12 protein-coding genes and 1 pseudogene are annotated in these 15,713 nt (G+C 73.2%); 12 read left to right on the forward strand and 1 reads right to left on the reverse strand.

What is annotated here, in order from left to right:
* Positions 1-256: 256 nt before the first annotated feature.
* The 6 genes and pseudogenes from EJC51_RS26955 to EJC51_RS26980 form a co-directional block, all read left to right on the forward strand.
* Positions 257-1,420 (forward strand): TadA family conjugal transfer-associated ATPase, encoded by a 1,164-nt coding sequence (locus EJC51_RS26955; protein ID WP_126273450.1) that lies wholly within the window; start codon positions 257-259, stop codon positions 1,418-1,420.
* Complete coding sequence (locus tag EJC51_RS26960; protein WP_126273451.1) at positions 1,404-2,276, forward strand: type II secretion system F family protein; 873 nt, start codon at positions 1,404-1,406, stop codon at positions 2,274-2,276. The genes EJC51_RS26955 and EJC51_RS26960 overlap by 17 nt, the downstream gene beginning before the upstream one ends.
* A gap of 178 nt (positions 2,277-2,454) precedes the next feature.
* Complete coding sequence (locus EJC51_RS26965) at positions 2,455-3,240, forward strand: type II secretion system F family protein (protein ID WP_126273452.1); 786 nt, start codon at positions 2,455-2,457, stop codon at positions 3,238-3,240.
* 91 nt (positions 3,241-3,331) lie between these two features.
* A complete protein-coding gene (locus EJC51_RS26970) occupies positions 3,332-3,520 on the forward strand; it encodes a DUF4244 domain-containing protein (protein ID WP_126273453.1) in 189 nt (62 codons plus the stop codon).
* Positions 3,507-3,863, forward strand: a complete 357-nt coding sequence (locus EJC51_RS26975; RefSeq protein WP_126273454.1) for a TadE family type IV pilus minor pilin — start codon at positions 3,507-3,509, stop codon at positions 3,861-3,863. The genes EJC51_RS26970 and EJC51_RS26975 overlap by 14 nt, the downstream gene beginning before the upstream one ends.
* Positions 3,860-4,240, forward strand: a pseudogene (locus tag EJC51_RS26980) (Rv3654c family TadE-like protein); the annotation flags it as partial. The gene EJC51_RS26975 and the pseudogene EJC51_RS26980, both read left to right, overlap by 4 nt.
* Here EJC51_RS26980 and EJC51_RS26985 read toward each other — a convergent pair.
* On the reverse strand, positions 4,191-6,767 hold the full coding sequence (locus EJC51_RS26985; RefSeq protein ID WP_244362868.1) for a DEAD/DEAH box helicase: 2,577 nt from the start codon (positions 6,765-6,767) through the stop codon (positions 4,191-4,193). The pseudogene EJC51_RS26980 and the gene EJC51_RS26985 overlap by 50 nt on opposite strands.
* A 79-nt stretch (positions 6,768-6,846) precedes the next feature.
* Between EJC51_RS26985 and bldG the strand changes: the two genes are divergently transcribed.
* From bldG to EJC51_RS27015, 6 genes are all read left to right on the forward strand, one after another.
* Positions 6,847-7,188 (forward strand): anti-sigma factor antagonist BldG, encoded by a 342-nt coding sequence (bldG, locus tag EJC51_RS26990; protein ID WP_003975386.1) that lies wholly within the window; start codon positions 6,847-6,849, stop codon positions 7,186-7,188.
* Positions 7,189-7,306: 118 nt separating this feature from the next.
* Positions 7,307-7,744, forward strand: a complete 438-nt coding sequence (locus EJC51_RS26995) for an ATP-binding protein (RefSeq protein WP_126273455.1) — start codon at positions 7,307-7,309, stop codon at positions 7,742-7,744.
* 265 nt (positions 7,745-8,009) lie between these two features.
* The gene (locus EJC51_RS27000) at positions 8,010-10,415 is read left to right on the forward strand and encodes a sodium-translocating pyrophosphatase (protein WP_126273456.1); all 2,406 of its coding nucleotides are present in this window, start codon (positions 8,010-8,012) and stop codon (positions 10,413-10,415) included.
* 194 nt (positions 10,416-10,609) lie between these two features.
* Positions 10,610-11,212 carry a small secreted protein gene (locus EJC51_RS27005; protein ID WP_126273457.1) on the forward strand — a complete coding sequence of 201 codons (603 nt, stop codon included), beginning with the start codon at positions 10,610-10,612 and terminating at the stop codon, positions 11,210-11,212.
* Positions 11,213-11,282: 70 nt separating this feature from the next.
* Positions 11,283-12,800 carry a DUF7059 domain-containing protein gene (locus tag EJC51_RS27010; RefSeq protein WP_126273458.1) on the forward strand — a complete coding sequence of 506 codons (1,518 nt, stop codon included), beginning with the start codon at positions 11,283-11,285 and terminating at the stop codon, positions 12,798-12,800.
* Between the two features lie 209 nt (positions 12,801-13,009).
* Positions 13,010-15,586: a serine/threonine-protein kinase gene (locus EJC51_RS27015; protein ID WP_126273459.1), complete on the forward strand. Its 2,577-nt coding sequence runs from the start codon at positions 13,010-13,012 to the stop codon at positions 15,584-15,586.
* The last annotated feature ends 127 nt before the right edge of the window (positions 15,587-15,713 follow it).

Raw genomic sequence — 15,713 nt, forward strand, 5'->3', positions numbered from 1 at the left:
CGCGCGTGGCGGGCTGGGTGGCGCGGGGGCGGGGCCGGGTGTGGTCGGGGGTGCGCGTGGTGGCGCGGACGCGGGGCCGGGTGTGTTCGGCCGTGTGCGGGGCGGTGCGGGTGCCTTTGGCGGTGCACGGCGTGGCGAGGGTGCCTTTGACGGTGCACGGCGTGGCGAGGGCCTGGCTCCGGAGGCGTCCGGCGGGGTGCGGGGTGATGGGGGCCCGGCTCCCGGGCGGTTCGGAAGCGTGCAGGTCGGGGCCGACATGGCTCCGGAGCTTCTCGACGGTGTGCGGCAGTGGCTTGCCGAGAGTGGGGCCGAACCGACGCCCGCGCGTGTGGCGCAGGCGCTGCGTGAGCAGGGGCGGGTGCTCGGGGACGCCGAAGTGCTGGGCGCCGCCGCGCGGTTGCGGTCCGAGCTGGTCGGCAGCGGGCCGTTGGAGCCGCTGCTGGCCGACCCGTCCGTCACCGACGTCCTGGTGTCGGCGCCGGACCGGGTCTGGGTGGACCGGGGCGGCGGGCTGGAGCTGACCGGGGTCTGCTTCCCCGACGCCGCGGCCGTACGGCGCCTCGCGCAGCGGCTGGCCGCGGTGGCCGGGCGGCGCCTGGACGACGCGCGGCCGTGGGCGGACGCCCGGCTGCCGGACGGGACGCGGCTCCATGCGGTGCTGCCACCGGTGGCCGTCGACTGCACCTGCCTGTCGCTGCGGGTCGTGCGGCCGCGCGCGTTCACGCTCGACGAGTTGGTGGCGGCGGGCACCGTGCCGCCAGGCGGGGACCGGGTGCTGCGGGCGCTCGTCGACGCACGGCTGTCGTTCCTCATCAGCGGCGGGACCGGCAGCGGCAAGACGACGCTGCTGAGCGCGCTGCTGGGGCTGGTCGGGCCCGGGGAACGGATCGTGCTCGCCGAGGACTCGGCGGAACTGCGCCCCGACCATCCGCACGTCGTCCGGCTGGAGAGCAGACCGGCCAACCAGGAGGGCGCGGGCCTGGTCACGCTCCAGGACCTGGTGCGGCAGGCGCTGCGGATGCGGCCGGACCGGCTGGTCGTGGGCGAGGTGCGGGGGCCCGAAGTGGTGCATCTGCTGGCCGCGTTGAACACCGGCCACGAAGGCGGCTGCGGGACGGTCCACGCGAACGCCGCCGGCGATGTGCCGGCCCGCCTGGAGGCGCTCGGCACCGCCGCCGGGCTCGACCGGGCCGCGCTGCACTCCCAGGTGGCGGCCGCGTTGTCGGTGGTGCTGCACCTGGTGCGTGACCGGACCGGAAGGCGGCGGATCGCCGAGGTGCGGGTGCTGGAACGGGACCCGTCGGGGCTGGTGCGCACGGTGCCGGCGCTGCGCTGGGGCGCGGAGGGCTTCGCGTACGAGCAGGGGTGGGAGCGGCTGCGGGGGCTGCTCGGAGAGGGATGCCATGACCGGGGTGAGTGAGATGTCGGCCGGTGCCGCCGTGGCCTGTGTCGGGGCGGTCGTCTGGTTGCTGGGCGGGCCCCATGTCGGGGCTCGACGAGCGCGGCTGCTGCTCGCGGGCGGCGGTGGTGCGGTCGGGGCCGGGCCGCCCCTGTGGGGGCAACTGGGCGGCGAGATGCGGCGGTTGCGGGGGCGGCTGGGGGCCGAGTGGTGGTCGGCGGCGGCCGGGGCGGTGCTCGCGGTGCTGGGGGCCTCGGTGGTGCCGTTTGTCGTGGGGCTGGCCGGGGTGCCGTTGCTGCGGCGGGTGCGGTTGGCCCGGCGGGAGCGGCGGGCCAGGGAGCGGCGCGGGGACGCGGTCATCGCGCTGTGCGGGGTGCTCGCCGGGGAGGTGCGGGCCGGGCGTCAGCCGGGCGAGGCCCTGCTGCGGGCCGCGCGCGACTGCGACGGGCTCGGCGACGCCCAGTCGGCGGTGCTGGCGGCGGCGCGGTTCGGCGGTGACGTGCCGGACGCGCTCGCGGCGGCGGCACGGCAGCCGGGGGCCGGTGGGCTGCTGGGGCTCGCGGCGTGCTGGCGGGTCGCCGTGGACCGGGGCGCGGGGCTGGCCGCCGGCGTCGATCGGCTCGAAGCGGCGTTGCGCGCCGAGCGGGACCAACGCGCCGATCTTCGAGCCCAGTTGGCGGGCGCCCGCTCCACGGCCCTGATGCTCGCCGGCCTGCCGGTCCTGGGCCTGCTCCTCGGCACGGCCCTCGGCTCCGACCCGCTCCACGTCCTGCTCCACACAGGACCGGGGCTGGGGTGCCTGGTCGTGGGCGGGGTGCTGGAGGGACTGGGGATGTGGTGGGCGATGCGGATCGTGCGGGGAGCGGAGGCGGTGTGAGACGGGCGAGGGGTGGCGGAGGCCCGGAGGTCGGGGCGTGCGGGGAGCGGTGGCGGTGTCAGGCGGTGAGGGGTGGCGGAAGTCAGGAGCGGCGGGGGCGTGCGGGGAGCGGTGGCGGTGTGAGTCGGGTGAGGGGCCGTAGTGGCTCGGAGCAGCGGGGCGTGCGGAGGAGGGTGCTGTGAGTGCGGAAGTTGTCCACAGGCTGGGGGCAGTTGTGGGGACCCTGCTGGTTCTCGTGTGGGGCGCGAGATGGATCGAGGGGGTTCGCCGCGAGCGGGCGGTTCGGCGGCGGCTGGCCCGGCTCGTGGCGCGGGAGGCGAAGTCCGCCGGGCCGCGGGGTGACCCGCGGAAGGCCGTACGGCGGTGGCTGCCCTCGGCGGGGGTGGTGGCCGGCGGGTGGGCCCTCGTCGGGGGTGCCGCCGGGGTCGCCGTCGGGCTGGGCGTGGCCGCGGGGCTGTGGTGGTGGCGCAGGCGACAGACGGCCGCGGGCGCCGAGGAGGAGTACGACGTCGGGGAGGCCGCGCGCCAACTGCCGCTCGCGGCCGATCTGCTGGCGGCCTGTATCGCGGCCGGTGCCGGACCGGTGGTCGCGGCGCAGGCCGTGGGTGAGGCGCTGGGCGGCCCGGTCGGGGAGGGGCTCGCGCGGGGCGCGGCGGAGGTGCGGCTGGGCGGTGAACCCGGCGACGCCTGGCGGCGACTGGCCTCGATGCCGGGTGCCGGGCCCCTGGCGCGGCTGCTGGAACGGGCCGACGTGTCCGGACTGCCCGCCGCCGTCCCCGTCGCCCGGCTCGCCGCGGAGGCCCGGGCCGACTGGGCGCGCACGGCGACGGCACGGGCCCGGCGGGCCGCCGTCCTCGTGACCGCGCCGGTGGGGCTGTGTTTTCTGCCCGCGTTCATCGCGGTGGGGGTGCTGCCCATCGTGATCGGGCTGGCGGGCGCGGCCAGGGGAGGGGGTGGTGGATGACAGGGACGGGCGTGCAGCGGTTCCGGTGATCGAGAAGCAGTGAGCGACAGAGAAACAGCAGGCGACAGAGCGGATCCTTACGGGGGTTGAGATGTACAAGGTGGTACTCGCGCGGCTTCGGGCGGCGCGGAAGGACACGGGGATGGTCACCTCGGAGTACGCGATGGGGATCGTGGCGGCGGTGGCGTTCGCGGTGGTCCTCTACAAGGTGGTGACCAGCGGGGCCGTCAGCGCGGAGCTCCAGGGAATCGTGAAGCAGGCCCTCGATGCGCGGATGTGAACGGGGCCGCGCGGACCGGGGGTTCGTGACGGCGGAGTCGGCCGTGGTGCTGCCCGTGCTGGTGATGTTCGCGGCGGCACTGGTGTGGGGGCTGCTCGTGGTGGCCGCGCAGATCCAGTGCGTGGACGCGGCGCGGACGGGGGCCAGGGCCGCGGCGCGGGAGGACCCGGCCGACGCGGTCGTCGAAGTGGCCCGCGGGGCGGCGCCGCGCGGTGCGAAGGTCACGGTCAGCCGGGAGGAGACGCAGGTCCGGGTGGTGGTCGTGGCCAAGCCGCCGGTGCTGCGCGGGTTGCCGTTCGAGGTACGGGAGGAGGCTGTGGCCTCGGTGGAGGGCGGGAGATGAGCGGGCGGGGTGTGGGCCGGCGGGGTGTCGGTTCCGACCGTGGCTCCGCCACCGTGTGGAGCGTCGGTGCGATCGCCGTGCTGTGCGTGGTGTTCGGGGTCGTACTCGCCCTGGGGCAGGCCGTGGTGACCCGGCATCGTGCGGCCGGCGGCGCGGATCTGGCGGCGCTCGCGGCGGCGGACCACTGGGCGGAGGGCGGTACGGCGGCCTGCGCCCGGGCCGGCCGGGTGGCCCGGGCCCAGGGCACGCGGCTCGTGCGGTGCGCACTGGTGGGTGAGATCTCGGACGTGACGGCGGCGGCGGGGCGGGGGCCGTTCGCGGCGGAGGTCAGGGCCCGGGCGGGCCCGGCGGAACAGCCGCTTCCGGACTCGGCTCCGGTGCCGAAGGCCCCGGCGTCCGCGCAGCCTTCGGATCCACCACGGGCACCGCAGACTCCCCTGTCTCCTCCGGTTCCTCCTCCGGCGCCCCCCGCAGCAACACCGTGAGCAACCGCACCGCCCCCCTCTTGTGCAGCGGGTCGTTGCCGTTGCCGCACTTGGGGGACTGGATGCAGGACGGGCAGCCGGCGTCGCACTCGCAGGAGGCGATGGCCTCGCGGGTGGCGGTGAGCCAGGCGCGGGCGGTGTGGAAGGCGCGCTCCGCGAAGCCCGCGCCGCCGGGGTGGCCGTCGTAGACGAAGACCGTCGGCAGCAGCGTGTCGGGATGCAGGGGGATCGAGACGCCGCCGATGTCCCAGCGGTCGCAGGTCGCGAACAGGGGGAGCAGACCGATGGAGGCGTGTTCGGCGGCGTGCAGGGCGCCGCCGAGGATCTCGGGGTTGATGCGGGCCTCGTCCAACTGGTCCTCGGTGACGGTCCACCACACCGCGCGTGTGCGCAACGTACGAGGAGGGAGGTCGAGTTTCGTCTCGCCCAGGACTTCACCGGTGATGAGGCGTCTGCGGAGGAAGGAGACGACCTGGTTGGTGACCTCGACGGAGCCGTAGCACAACCGGCCCTGGCCCCAGGGGACTTCGACGTCCGTCTCCAGGACGGCGATGGCGGTGGTGTCGCGGGCCACGGTCGAGTACGGAGGGTTCGCCTCCTCCACCAGCGCCACCGAGTCCTCCAGGTCCAGGGCCCGCACCAGGTACGTGCGGCCCTGGTGGAGGTGGACGGCGCCCTCGTGGACGGTCGTGTGGGCCGCGCCCGCGTCGACCGTGCCGAGCAGGCGGCCCGTGCCGGACTCGACGATCTGCACCGGGCGGCCGCCCCCACCGCGGATGTCGGCGAGGTCGGCGGCGGACTCCCGGCGGGTCCAGTGCCAGGCCTTCGTGCGGCGGCGCAGCAGCTTCGCGGCCTCCAGCTGGGGGAGCAGGCCCTCGGTCTCCGGGCCGAACAGCTCCATGTCCTCGTCGGTCAGCGGGAGTTCCGCCGCCGCCGCGCACAGGTGCGGGGCGAGGACGTAGGGGTTGTCGGGGTCGAGGACCGTCGTCTCCACGGGGCGGCCGAAGAGGGCCTCGGGGTGGTGGACGAGGAAGGTGTCCAGGGGGTCGTCGCGGGCGACCAGGACGGCCAGGGCGCCCTGGCCGGAGCGGCCCGCCCGGCCGGCCTGCTGCCACAGGGACGCGCGCGTGCCCGGGTAGCCGGCGATGACGACGGCGTCCAGGCCGGAGACGTCGATGCCCAGTTCCAGGGCCGTCGTCGCGGCGAGGCCCAGCAACTCGCCCGAGTGGAGGGCCTGCTCCAGGGCGCGGCGCTCCTCCGGGAGGTAGCCGCCGCGGTAGGCGGCGACACGCCGGGACAGCGAGCGGTCGACCTCGGCCAGCCGTTCCTGGGCGATGACCGAGATGAGCTCGGCGCCGCGCCGGGAGCGGACGAAGGCGACCGAGCGGACGCCCTGGACCGTCAGGTCGGTCAGGAGGTCGGCGGTCTCGGCGGTGGCCGTGCGGCGGACCGGAGCGCCCTTCTCGCCCTGCATCTCGGTGAGCGGGGGCTCCCAGAGGGCGAAGACCAGCTCGCCGCGCGGGGAGGCGTCGTCGGCGACCTCGACGACCGGCAGGCCGATGAGGCGGCGGGCGGCGACCGCGGGCTCGGCGGCGGTCGCGGAGGCCAGCAGGAAGACCGGGGAGGCGCCGTAGCGGGCGCAGAGGCGGCGCAGCCGGCGCAGGACCTGGGCGACGTGGGAGCCGAAGACGCCGCGGTAGGTGTGGACCTCGTCGATGACGACGTACTTGAGCGCCTTCAGGAAGGAGGACCAGCGGGGGTGGGACGGGAGGATGCCGCGGTGCAGCATGTCGGGGTTGGTCAGCACGTAGTTGGCGTACTGGCGGATCCACTCGCGTTCCTCGAACGGGGTGTCACCGTCGTAGACGGCTGGTCGAACTGAATTGCCCAGCGGTTGTGAAAGTTCCTTCACAGAACGGCACTGATCCGCCGCGAGCGCCTTCGTCGGGGCGAGGTAGAGCGCGGTGGCGCCGCGGCCGTTCGGGGCCTCGGAGCCGTCCAGGAGGGCCGACAGGACGGGCGTGAGGTACGCCAGGGACTTGCCGGAGGCGGTGCCGGTGGCGACGACCACCGACTCGCCGTCCAGGGCGTGCTCCGCGGCGCGTGCCTGGTGGGCCCAGGGGTGTTCGATGCCCGCCGCCTGCACGGCCGCGAGCACCTCCGGGCGAATCCGGTCAGGCCAGACGGCATGGCGGCCCGCGCGCGGGGGCAAGTGCTCCGTATGAGTGATGCGCGAAGCACGGCTCGGCCCCGAGGCGAGCCTGCCCAGCACCGTGCCCGGGTCCACCCGGGATACGGCGTCCGTCGGGGATCGATCGGATCGGTGATTCTTGGCCATCGGCACCGAGTGTGTCACCGGCGTGACGGACAATGGGACCAAGGCGTCGTGCACGCCTGCCGGTAAGTGATTGAATGCCATCGCGGCTGGCGAACCGTCCTGGGGGCTCTGCCGAGTGTCCTAACGGGCGACCGCTCGATAGCAAGGTGCTGGAGGATCCGTGGACCTGTCCCTGTCGACCCGTACCGTCGGCGATCGTACGGTCGTCGAGGTCGGTGGCGAAATCGACGTATATACCGCGCCCAAGCTGCGCGAGCAGCTGGTCGAGCTGGTGAACGACGGGAGTTTCCACCTCGTCGTCGACATGGAGGGCGTGGACTTCCTCGACTCCACCGGGCTCGGCGTGCTGGTCGGCGGCCTGAAGCGGGTGCGTGCCCATGAGGGCTCGCTGCGCCTGGTCTGCAACCAGGAGCGCATTCTGAAGATCTTCCGTATCACCGGTCTCACCAAGGTGTTCCCGATCCACACCTCGGTCGAGGAAGCGGTTGCGGCGACCGACTGAACCAGCGGACCGGGCGCGGTGACCTGAACCGTGCCCGGGACGGCTGTAGTACCTGGGGGGTCCGGACGATCGGCGGTCCGGTCCCCCGACAGCACGCCCGTAGTTCCGAGGGGGATGCATGGCCACCGTTGAACTCCGCTTCAGCGCGCTGCCCGAGCACGTCCGGACCGCCCGCCTGGTGGCGGCGGCGGTGGCGCGCAGGTCCGGAGTCGACGAGGCCGTGCTCGACGAGGTGCGGCTCGCCGTCGGCGAGGCCTGCACCCGTGCCGTCGGACTGCATCAGAACGGCGGCATCACCGCTCCGGTGAAGGTGCTGCTGATCGAGGAGGAGAAGCAGTTCTCCATCGAGGTCGGCGACGAGGCGCCGCGTTCGGCCCCGGGTGACCGGGCGCCCGGCGCGGCGGCCGAGGACCCGGACGTGGAGACCGAGGAGGACGAGATGGGCCTCGCGGTTATCAGCGGCCTCGTCGACGACGTGGAGGTCACCGCGGGGGAGCACGGCGGGTCGATCAAGATGACCTGGCCGACCACCCCGCCGGCCGCAACGCTTCCCTGACCTTCATATATACGAGTACATACGAGCAGAACATCAAAGGGCCCCGCTCCCGCGGGGTCCTTTGTGTTTTCGGAATTCGTGAAATAATTCACGATCAGTCAATGCCTTTGGGGCATTAGCTCTTTCGGGTTCTGTGGCGTGACGTCGATCATTTGCTGAAGAGCATGTGAAGGCTAATTCCGTTTACCGCCCACTGTTTTGATCAGGTTCCGCTACCTACAATCCGTCCACATCTTGAGCTCAGCCCAAGCGTCAAGGAGGACGAATGGCGGGGCTTTCTACCCCTCAGTTGGACCATCCCACTTCTCTCGCAGCCGCGGTCCTGACCGACGACAACCGGATCATCGTCTGGGTGATCGCCGCCGTCGCGGTGGCCGCGCTCGTGGTCGCGGGTGTCCTGGTGCGCCAGGTGCTCGCGGCGGGCGAGGGAACCGACAGCATGAAAGAGATCGCATCGGCCGTACAGGAAGGCGCGAACGCCTATCTGGCCCGGCAGTTGCGCACGCTCGGCGTATTCGCCGTGGTCGTGTTCTTCCTGCTCATGCTGCTGCCCGCGGACGACTGGAATCAGCGCGCCGGTCGGTCCGTCTTCTTCTTGATCGGCGCGGGGTTCTCGGCGGCCACCGGTTATATCGGCATGTGGCTCGCCGTGCGCAGCAATGTGCGCGTAGCCGCGGCGGCACGGGAAGCGACCCCGGCGGAAGGTGAACCGGAAAAGGATCTCACCGCCGTCTCGCACAAAGCAATGAAGATCGCTTTCCGCACGGGCGGCGTCGTCGGCATGTTCACGGTGGGGCTCGGTCTGCTGGGCGCCTCCTGTGTCGTGCTGGTGTACGCGGCCGATGCGCCGAAGGTGCTCGAGGGCTTCGGCCTCGGGGCCGCCCTGATCGCCATGTTCATGCGTGTCGGTGGCGGCATCTTCACCAAGGCCGCCGACGTCGGCGCCGACCTGGTCGGCAAGGTCGAGCAGGGCATTCCGGAGGACGACCCGCGCAATGCCGCGACCATCGCCGACAACGTGGGCGACAACGTCGGCGACTGCGCCGGCATGGCGGCCGACCTCTTCGAGTCGTACGCCGTGACCCTGGTCGCCGCGCTGATCCTCGGCAAGGCGGCCTTCGGTGACGCCGGGCTCGCCTTCCCGCTGATCGTGCCCGCGATCGGTGTGCTGACGGCCATGATCGGCATCTTCGCGGTGGCGCCGCGCCGGTCCGACCGCAGCGGCATGTCCGCGATCAACCGGGGGTTCTTCATCTCCGCGGTGATCTCGCTCGTGCTGGTGGCCGCGGCCGTCTTCGCGTACCTGCCGTCGTCGTACGCCGATCTCGACGGCGTCACCGAGGGGGAGATCGCCGGGAAGGGCGGCGACCCGCGGATCCTCGCGCTCGTCGCGGTCGCCATCGGCATCCTGCTCGCCGCCGTCATCCAGCAGCTGACCGGCTACTTCACCGAGACCAACCGGCGTCCCGTCATGGACATCGGGAAGTCCTCGCTCACCGGCCCGGCCACCGTCGTCCTCGCCGGTATCTCCGTCGGTCTCGAATCGGCCGTCTACACCGCCCTGCTGATCGGCCTCGGCGTCTACGGGGCGTTCCTGCTCGGCGGTACGTCGATCATGCTGGCGCTGTTCGCGGTGGCGCTGGCCGGCACCGGTCTGCTCACCACGGTCGGCGTGATCGTCGCCATGGACACCTTCGGGCCGGTCTCCGACAACGCCCAGGGCATCGCCGAGATGTCCGGCGACGTCGAGGGCGCGGGCGCGCAGGTGCTCACCAACCTGGACGCCGTCGGCAACACCACCAAGGCCATCACCAAGGGCATCGCCATCGCCACCGCCGTCCTGGCGGCGTCGGCGCTCTTCGGGTCGTACCGTGACGCCATCACCACGGGCGCCCGGGACGTCGGCGAGAAACTGTCCGGCGACGGGGCTCCGATGAGTCTGATGATGGACATCTCGCAGCCCAACAACCTCGTCGGCCTCATCGCGGGCGCCGCGGTCGTCTTCCTGTTCTCCGGGCTCGCCATCAACGCCGTGTCGCGGTCGGCCGGTTCCGTGGTCTACGAGGTGCGGCGGCAGTTCCGCGAGCACCCCGGGATCATGGACTACAGCGAGAAGCCGGAGTACGGCAAGGTCGTGGACATCTGCACCCGGGACGCCCTGCGCGAGCTCGCCACGCCCGGACTGCTGGCCGTGCTGGCACCCATCTTCATCGGGTTCACGCTCGGCGTCGGCGCGCTCGGCTCGTTCCTGGCGGGCGCGATCGGGGCGGGCACGCTCATGGCGGTGTTCCTGGCCAACTCCGGCGGTGCCTGGGACAACGCCAAGAAGCTCGTCGAGGACGGTCATCACGGCGGCAAGGGCAGCGAGGCCCACGCCGCGACCGTCATCGGCGACACGGTCGGCGACCCCTTCAAGGACACCGCCGGGCCCGCGATCAACCCGCTGCTGAAGGTGATGAACCTCGTCGCGCTGCTCATCGCGCCCGCGGTCATCAAGTTCAGCTACGGCGAGGACAAGAGCATCGGCGTCCGGATCGGGATCGCCCTGCTCTCGCTCGCCGTGATCGTCGGCGCGGTCTATGTCTCCAAGCGGCGCGGGATCGCCGTGGGGGACGAGGAGGACAGTGCCAAGAGGGTGGCCGGTTCGGCCGATCCCGCGGTGGTTTCGTAGGCGGTCTTACGGCAGCCTCCTCACCTGGGGCGGGCGGGTGGCGCGGTGGACGCGCCGCCCGCCCGCTCTGTGTGCGCACGCCCCCTTCGTGACCCTTCTCTCACTTGGTGCAAATGGCTTTAATGCATGACTTATCGGACGCCCTGCTTGTAGGTGTCCTCCAGGCGCCGTGTATGTTCCGGGGCCGAGGAGCCATGGAAGGGACCAATCCGGTGAACAAGAAGCTCGCAGCCGCGCTGTCCGGCGGTGCGGTACTGGCGATGGCGCTGTCGGCATGCAGCAGCGGTGACGACAACAGCGAGAAGCTCGACGCCTGGGCCAAGCAGGTCTGTGACGCCGTACAGCCGCAGGCCAAGAAGATCGAGGCCGCGAACGCCGCGATCCAGCAGCAGACCTCGGACAACAGCAAGCCGGAGGACGTCCAGAAGACCGACGCCCAGGCCTTCCAGGACATGTCCGACGCCTACAAGGCGATCGGCGCGGCCGTGCAGAAGGCCGGGGCGCCCGACACCGGCGACAGCAAGAACGCCGAGAAGAAGCAGCAGGACGCGGTCAAGGAGCTCAACAGCCTGTCCGCCTCCTACGCCTCCCTCAAGAAGCAGGTCGACGAGCTCGACACGAAGGACCAGGGCAAGTTCGCGGACGGCCTCAAGGACGTCGCGACCGAGCTCGACAAGCTCAGCACGACCGGCAGCGACGCCCTCAAGAACCTCGAAGAGGGTGACGTCGGCAAGGCGATGGCCGAGCAGGAGAGCTGCAAGAGCGCGTCCACCGCGCCGTCGGCGACGAACGGCTGACACCCGCCCCGGGCGGCCCCCGGCGCCGCGGGCACCGCCTGCGGCGCCGGTTTGCGTCCACAATGGGGGCGTGAGTGACTCCAGCCTTGCCCCCCTGCCCTCCGCCGACCGCCCCGACGTCGCCGCCGCCCTGCGCGACGCCCTCCTGAGCGCCTCCTTCACCGCCGACGGCCTGCTCGAACTGCTCGGCGCCCCCGCCTACGCGGCGCTCGCCCGCAGCGAGACCGTGCCCGCGCTGCGGGCCACCCGCGGGGACAGCGCGCTGGAGGTGCTCGTACGGCTCTTCCTGTTGCAGCAACCCGTGCGCCACGCGCGCGTGGCGGACGTACTGCCCCTGGAGGCGTGTCTGGAGGCCGGGTGGCTGGTGCGGGCCGGCGCCGACGAAGTGGCCGCGACGGTGGACGTACGGCCGTACGGCGGGCCCGACGGCGAGGACTGGTTCATCGTGTCCGACCTCGGGTGCGCCGTGGGCGGCGCCGGTGGCATCGGCAGCCGCGCGGAGGGTGTCGTCCTCGGCGTGGGCGGTGCCTCCACGACCCTCGCCGGCATCACCGTCCGCACGCCCGTCGGCTCCGCGCTCGACCTCGGCACCGGGTCCGGCATTCAGGCGCTGCACGCCGCGCGGCACGCCACGCGCGTGACGGCGACCGACCTCAACCCGCGCGCGCTGCACATCACCGCGCTGACCCTGGCCCTGTCCGGCGCCCCGGCGGCCGAGCTGCGGGAGGGCTCGCTCTTCGAGCCGGTGCGCGACGACGAGACGTACGACCTGATCGTCTCCAACCCGCCCTTCGTGATCTCGCCGGGCGCCCGGCTGACGTACCGGGACGGCGGGATGGGCGGGGACGATCTGTGCCGGTCGCTCGTTCAGCAGGCGGGGGAACGGCTGAACGAGGGCGGGTTCGCGCAGTTCCTCGCCAACTGGCAGCACGTGGAAGGGGAGGACTGGCAGGACAGGCTCAGGTCGTGGGTGCCGCGCGGGTGCGACGCGTGGATCGTCCAGCGCGAGGTGCAGGACGTCACGCAGTACGCCGAGCTGTGGCTCAGGGACGCCGGTGACCACCGTGGGGACCCGGCCGAGTACCAGGCGCTGTACGACGCCTGGCTGGACGAGTTCGAGGCGCGCAAGGTGAAGGCGGTCGGGTTCGGCTGGATCACCCTGCGGAGGACGGCGGCCGCCGTGCCCTCGGTCGTCGCGGAGGAGTGGCCGCACCCCGTCGAGCAGCCGCTCGGCGACACCGTCGCGGCGCACTTCGAGCGGCTCGACTATCTGCGGGCGCACGACGACGCGGCGCTGCTGGAAGGGCACTTCAAGCTGGCGCCGGAGATCGTGCAGGAGCAGGTCGGGCTGCCCGGCGCCGAGGACCCGGAGCATGTGGTGCTGCGCCAGAACCGTGGCATGCGCCGCGCCACCAAGGTGGACACGGTCGGCGCGGGTTTCGCCGGCGTGTGCGACGGCTCGTTGAGCGCGGGGCGCATCCTGGACGCCATCGCGCAACTGGTGGGCGAGGACCCGGTGTTGCTGCGGGACCGTACGCCGGCGCAGATCAGGGTGCTGGTGGAGCAGGGGTTCCTGGAGCCGGCCTGATCCGACTGGGGCCGGGGCGGCTGAGGTCGAGCCGACTGGGGCCGGGGCGGCTGAGGCGTGGGCGTACCCCTGAGACGGGTGCGCCCGGTCTGGCCTGATTGGTGACGAAAAGGTCTCCTGTCAGTGGGGCGTGCGAGGCTACCTTCGAGGGGCAGGCCCGACGCGTCCTCGGGGGAGGCGCACCCGCTCGGGCCTCGGGGGGAGGCCCGATGTCGGGGGAGACGCCGGATCACGGTGAAGGCAGGGTCGTGGGCGGCCGCTACCGGCTGCTGCGGACGCTCGGCGCGGGCGGCATGGGCCGGGTCTGGCTGGCGTACGACGACGAGTTGGCGTGCGAGGTGGCGCTCAAGGAGATCGCGCTGCCGGACGTGCCGATGGACGCGAGCGAGCCCGCGCAGCGCATCGCGCGGGCCCGCAGCGAGGCGCGGCACGCGGCGCGGCTGCGCGGGCATCGCCATGTGGCGACGGTGCATGACGTGGTGGTGCACGAGGGGCTGCCGTGGATCGTCATGGAGTACGTGCCGGACGCGGTCGACCTCCAGGCGGTGGTACGGAGTTCGGGGCCGCTGCCGCCCGTCCAGGCGGCCCGCGTCGGACTGGCCGTGCTCGACGCGCTGACCGCGGGGCACCGGATCGGCATCCTCCACAGGGATGTGAAACCGGCCAACATCCTGCTGGGATCGGATGCTTCGGGCGACCCGTACGCGCGCGTGCTGCTCACCGACTACGGCATCGCCCTCCAACCCGAGTCCCGGGAACCCCGGCTCACCGCCACGGCGGGCATCCTCGGCACGCCCGGCTATCTCGCGCCGGAGCGCGCGCGTGGGGAGCCGCCGACACCGGCCGCGGATCTGTTCTCGCTGGGCGCGACCCTGTACTGGGCCGTGGAGGGCCACGGCCCCTTCGACCGACACGGCGAGTACGCGACCCTGACGGCCTTGCTCGGCGAGGAACCGACGCCACCGGTGCGGGCCGGTGAACTGGCGCCCGTGCTCCAGGGGTTGCTGGTCAAGGACCCGGTGCGCAGGTCGTCGCCGGAGGCGGTGGCGCGGGGGCTGGAGCGGGTGGTGCGAGGGGCTTCGCCGGGGTGGCCCGCGGCGGCGGGAGAGGCGGGTGCGGGCGTCGGCGCCGGGTCGGCGGCGGGGTTCGGCGCGCCGCCTGGATTCGGGCCGCCGGCCGGTGGGTTCGGTGCGGGCGAGGGGGCGGACGTGCAGCCGGTCGGCTCCGGTGCCGCTCCGGGGGGCGGGCTGATCGACGGCCCACCGCCGGGGTACGTCGCGAGTACGTCGCCGGGGTGGGGCGGTGGCGCGGACGGCGGTGGCGGTGGCGGCGGTGCGGGACCTGGGACGCCGGGCGCCCCGCGGACGCCGGGTACTCCGCAGACACCCGGGACGCCACAGACACCGGGCACGCCGGGTGGGGGCTTCACGCCGGGTGCTCCGCCGTCGTCGGGCGGGGTCTTCACGCCCGGTGCCCCGCAGACGCCGCACACCCCGGGAGCCGCGTCCGGCAGCGGTGGGGCGGCCACGCCGGGTGGGGCGGCCGGGGCCGCGTACGACCCGTGGCGGCAGGCCGCCGCTCCTCAGCGGCCGTCCTCACCCTCGCCCGAACCCGGCAACCCTTATGCGCAAGGGCCCTATGCGAGCGGCGGCCCCGCGCCCTACGGTCCCTACGCGGGCGGCGGCGCCCCGTCGCCGTACGGGAGCAGCGCGACGCCGCCCTACGCCGGCGCCTCGACGCCTCCCCACGCCGGCGGTCCGACGCCGCCCTACGCCGGCAACCCCGCCGTCGCCGCAAGCCCCACCCAGCCCTACCTGGGCGGCACTTCCGGGGCCGGCTGGGGCACGGGTGGGCCGGGGATGCCCGGAGCCGGCCCGCCCTCCGGGGGCAAGAAGCGGCTCGCGCTGGTCGCTCTCGTCGTGGCCGCCGTCCTCGTCGTCGCCGGCGGCACCTGGCTGGCCGTCTCGCTGACCCAGGACAGCGGCGGCGGAGACACGAACAACACGGCGAACAAGCCGCCCACCTCCAGCGTCCCCAAGAGCTCACCGCCGCCGACCGGGCCCGTGCTGCCGTACGGCGATGTCGTCGGCCTCAGCGAGCCGTTGGAGACCGGCGACTGTGTGCAGGCGGTCTGGTCGGGGACGCCGTTCAAGTCGGAGCCGAACCTCGGTGTGGTGGACTGCGCCGAGGACTGGCCGGACGGACAGGTCGTCGCCGTCGACACGGCCACCGACTACGCCGACGCGCGCGCGGAGGGCGGCCGGCGCTGCGCGAACCAGACGCGCGCCGTCGTCGACGCCCTTCCGGACGCGGCGCTCTACGCCGTCGTACCGACGAAGGCGGGCTTCACCGCGGCCAACAGCGGTACGGCATGTCTCGTACTCGGCCGCCATGCGGCGATAGGCGGTGAGGTCGGCCGACTTCGGGACGAGGGCACGCGGCTGTGGGTCGGTCAGATGAGCACCGGCGACTGCTGGATCTACGAGGAGCGGGACGACGGCTACGACGCCCCGCTCACCGACTGCGTGAAACCCCACACCGACCAGGTCATAGGCGCGGTTCAGGCACCCGAGGAAATGACCTACGAGAAAGGCAGGGACAACGCGACCAAGCTGTGCCGCAACAAATTCGAGTCGACCTGGGCACCGGGGTCGGAGCGCACCGTCTACGGCTGGGTGGCCGACGACGAGGACTGGAACAAGGGGTTCAAGAAGGCCGTGTGCACGGTGAGCCGGACCGACGGCGAGAAGACGACCGGAAAGATACCCGCGCCCGGTGCGGTCTGAGCCCGGCCGGGTCCGGCCGCCCCGGGGAGTCCACAGCCGGGTCGGTCCCGCGTTCACCTCGGGTTCGCCTGGCCGCCGCCCGCGCGTGTCAACCTCCCTGCCCGAGGGCACGTGCGGTCGGGAGAAA

The organism is Streptomyces aquilus (genome assembly GCF_003955715.1).
In the GTDB taxonomy this organism is placed as follows: domain Bacteria; phylum Actinomycetota; class Actinomycetes; order Streptomycetales; family Streptomycetaceae; genus Streptomyces; species Streptomyces aquilus.

What these genes read in the sequence shown, in the direction of transcription:
- EJC51_RS26955 (WP_126273450.1), top strand. Translation starts at nt 257, where the DNA reads ATGGCTCCGGAGCTTCTCGACGGTGTGCGGCAGTGGCTTGCCGAGAGT.
- EJC51_RS26960 (WP_126273451.1), top strand. Translation starts at nt 1,404, where the DNA reads ATGACCGGGGTGAGTGAGATGTCGGCCGGTGCCGCCGTGGCCTGTGTC.
- EJC51_RS26970 (WP_126273453.1), top strand. Translation starts at nt 3,332, where the DNA reads ATGTACAAGGTGGTACTCGCGCGGCTTCGGGCGGCGCGGAAGGACACG.
- EJC51_RS26975 (WP_126273454.1), top strand. Translation starts at nt 3,507, where the DNA reads ATGCGCGGATGTGAACGGGGCCGCGCGGACCGGGGGTTCGTGACGGCG.
- EJC51_RS26985 (WP_244362868.1), bottom strand. Translation starts at nt 6,767, where the DNA reads ATGGCATTCAATCACTTACCGGCAGGCGTGCACGACGCCTTGGTCCCA.
- EJC51_RS26995 (WP_126273455.1), top strand. Translation starts at nt 7,307, where the DNA reads ATGGCCACCGTTGAACTCCGCTTCAGCGCGCTGCCCGAGCACGTCCGG.
- EJC51_RS27000 (WP_126273456.1), top strand. Translation starts at nt 8,010, where the DNA reads ATGGCGGGGCTTTCTACCCCTCAGTTGGACCATCCCACTTCTCTCGCA.
- EJC51_RS27005 (WP_126273457.1), top strand. Translation starts at nt 10,610, where the DNA reads ATGGAAGGGACCAATCCGGTGAACAAGAAGCTCGCAGCCGCGCTGTCC.
- EJC51_RS27015 (WP_126273459.1), top strand. Translation starts at nt 13,010, where the DNA reads ATGTCGGGGGAGACGCCGGATCACGGTGAAGGCAGGGTCGTGGGCGGC.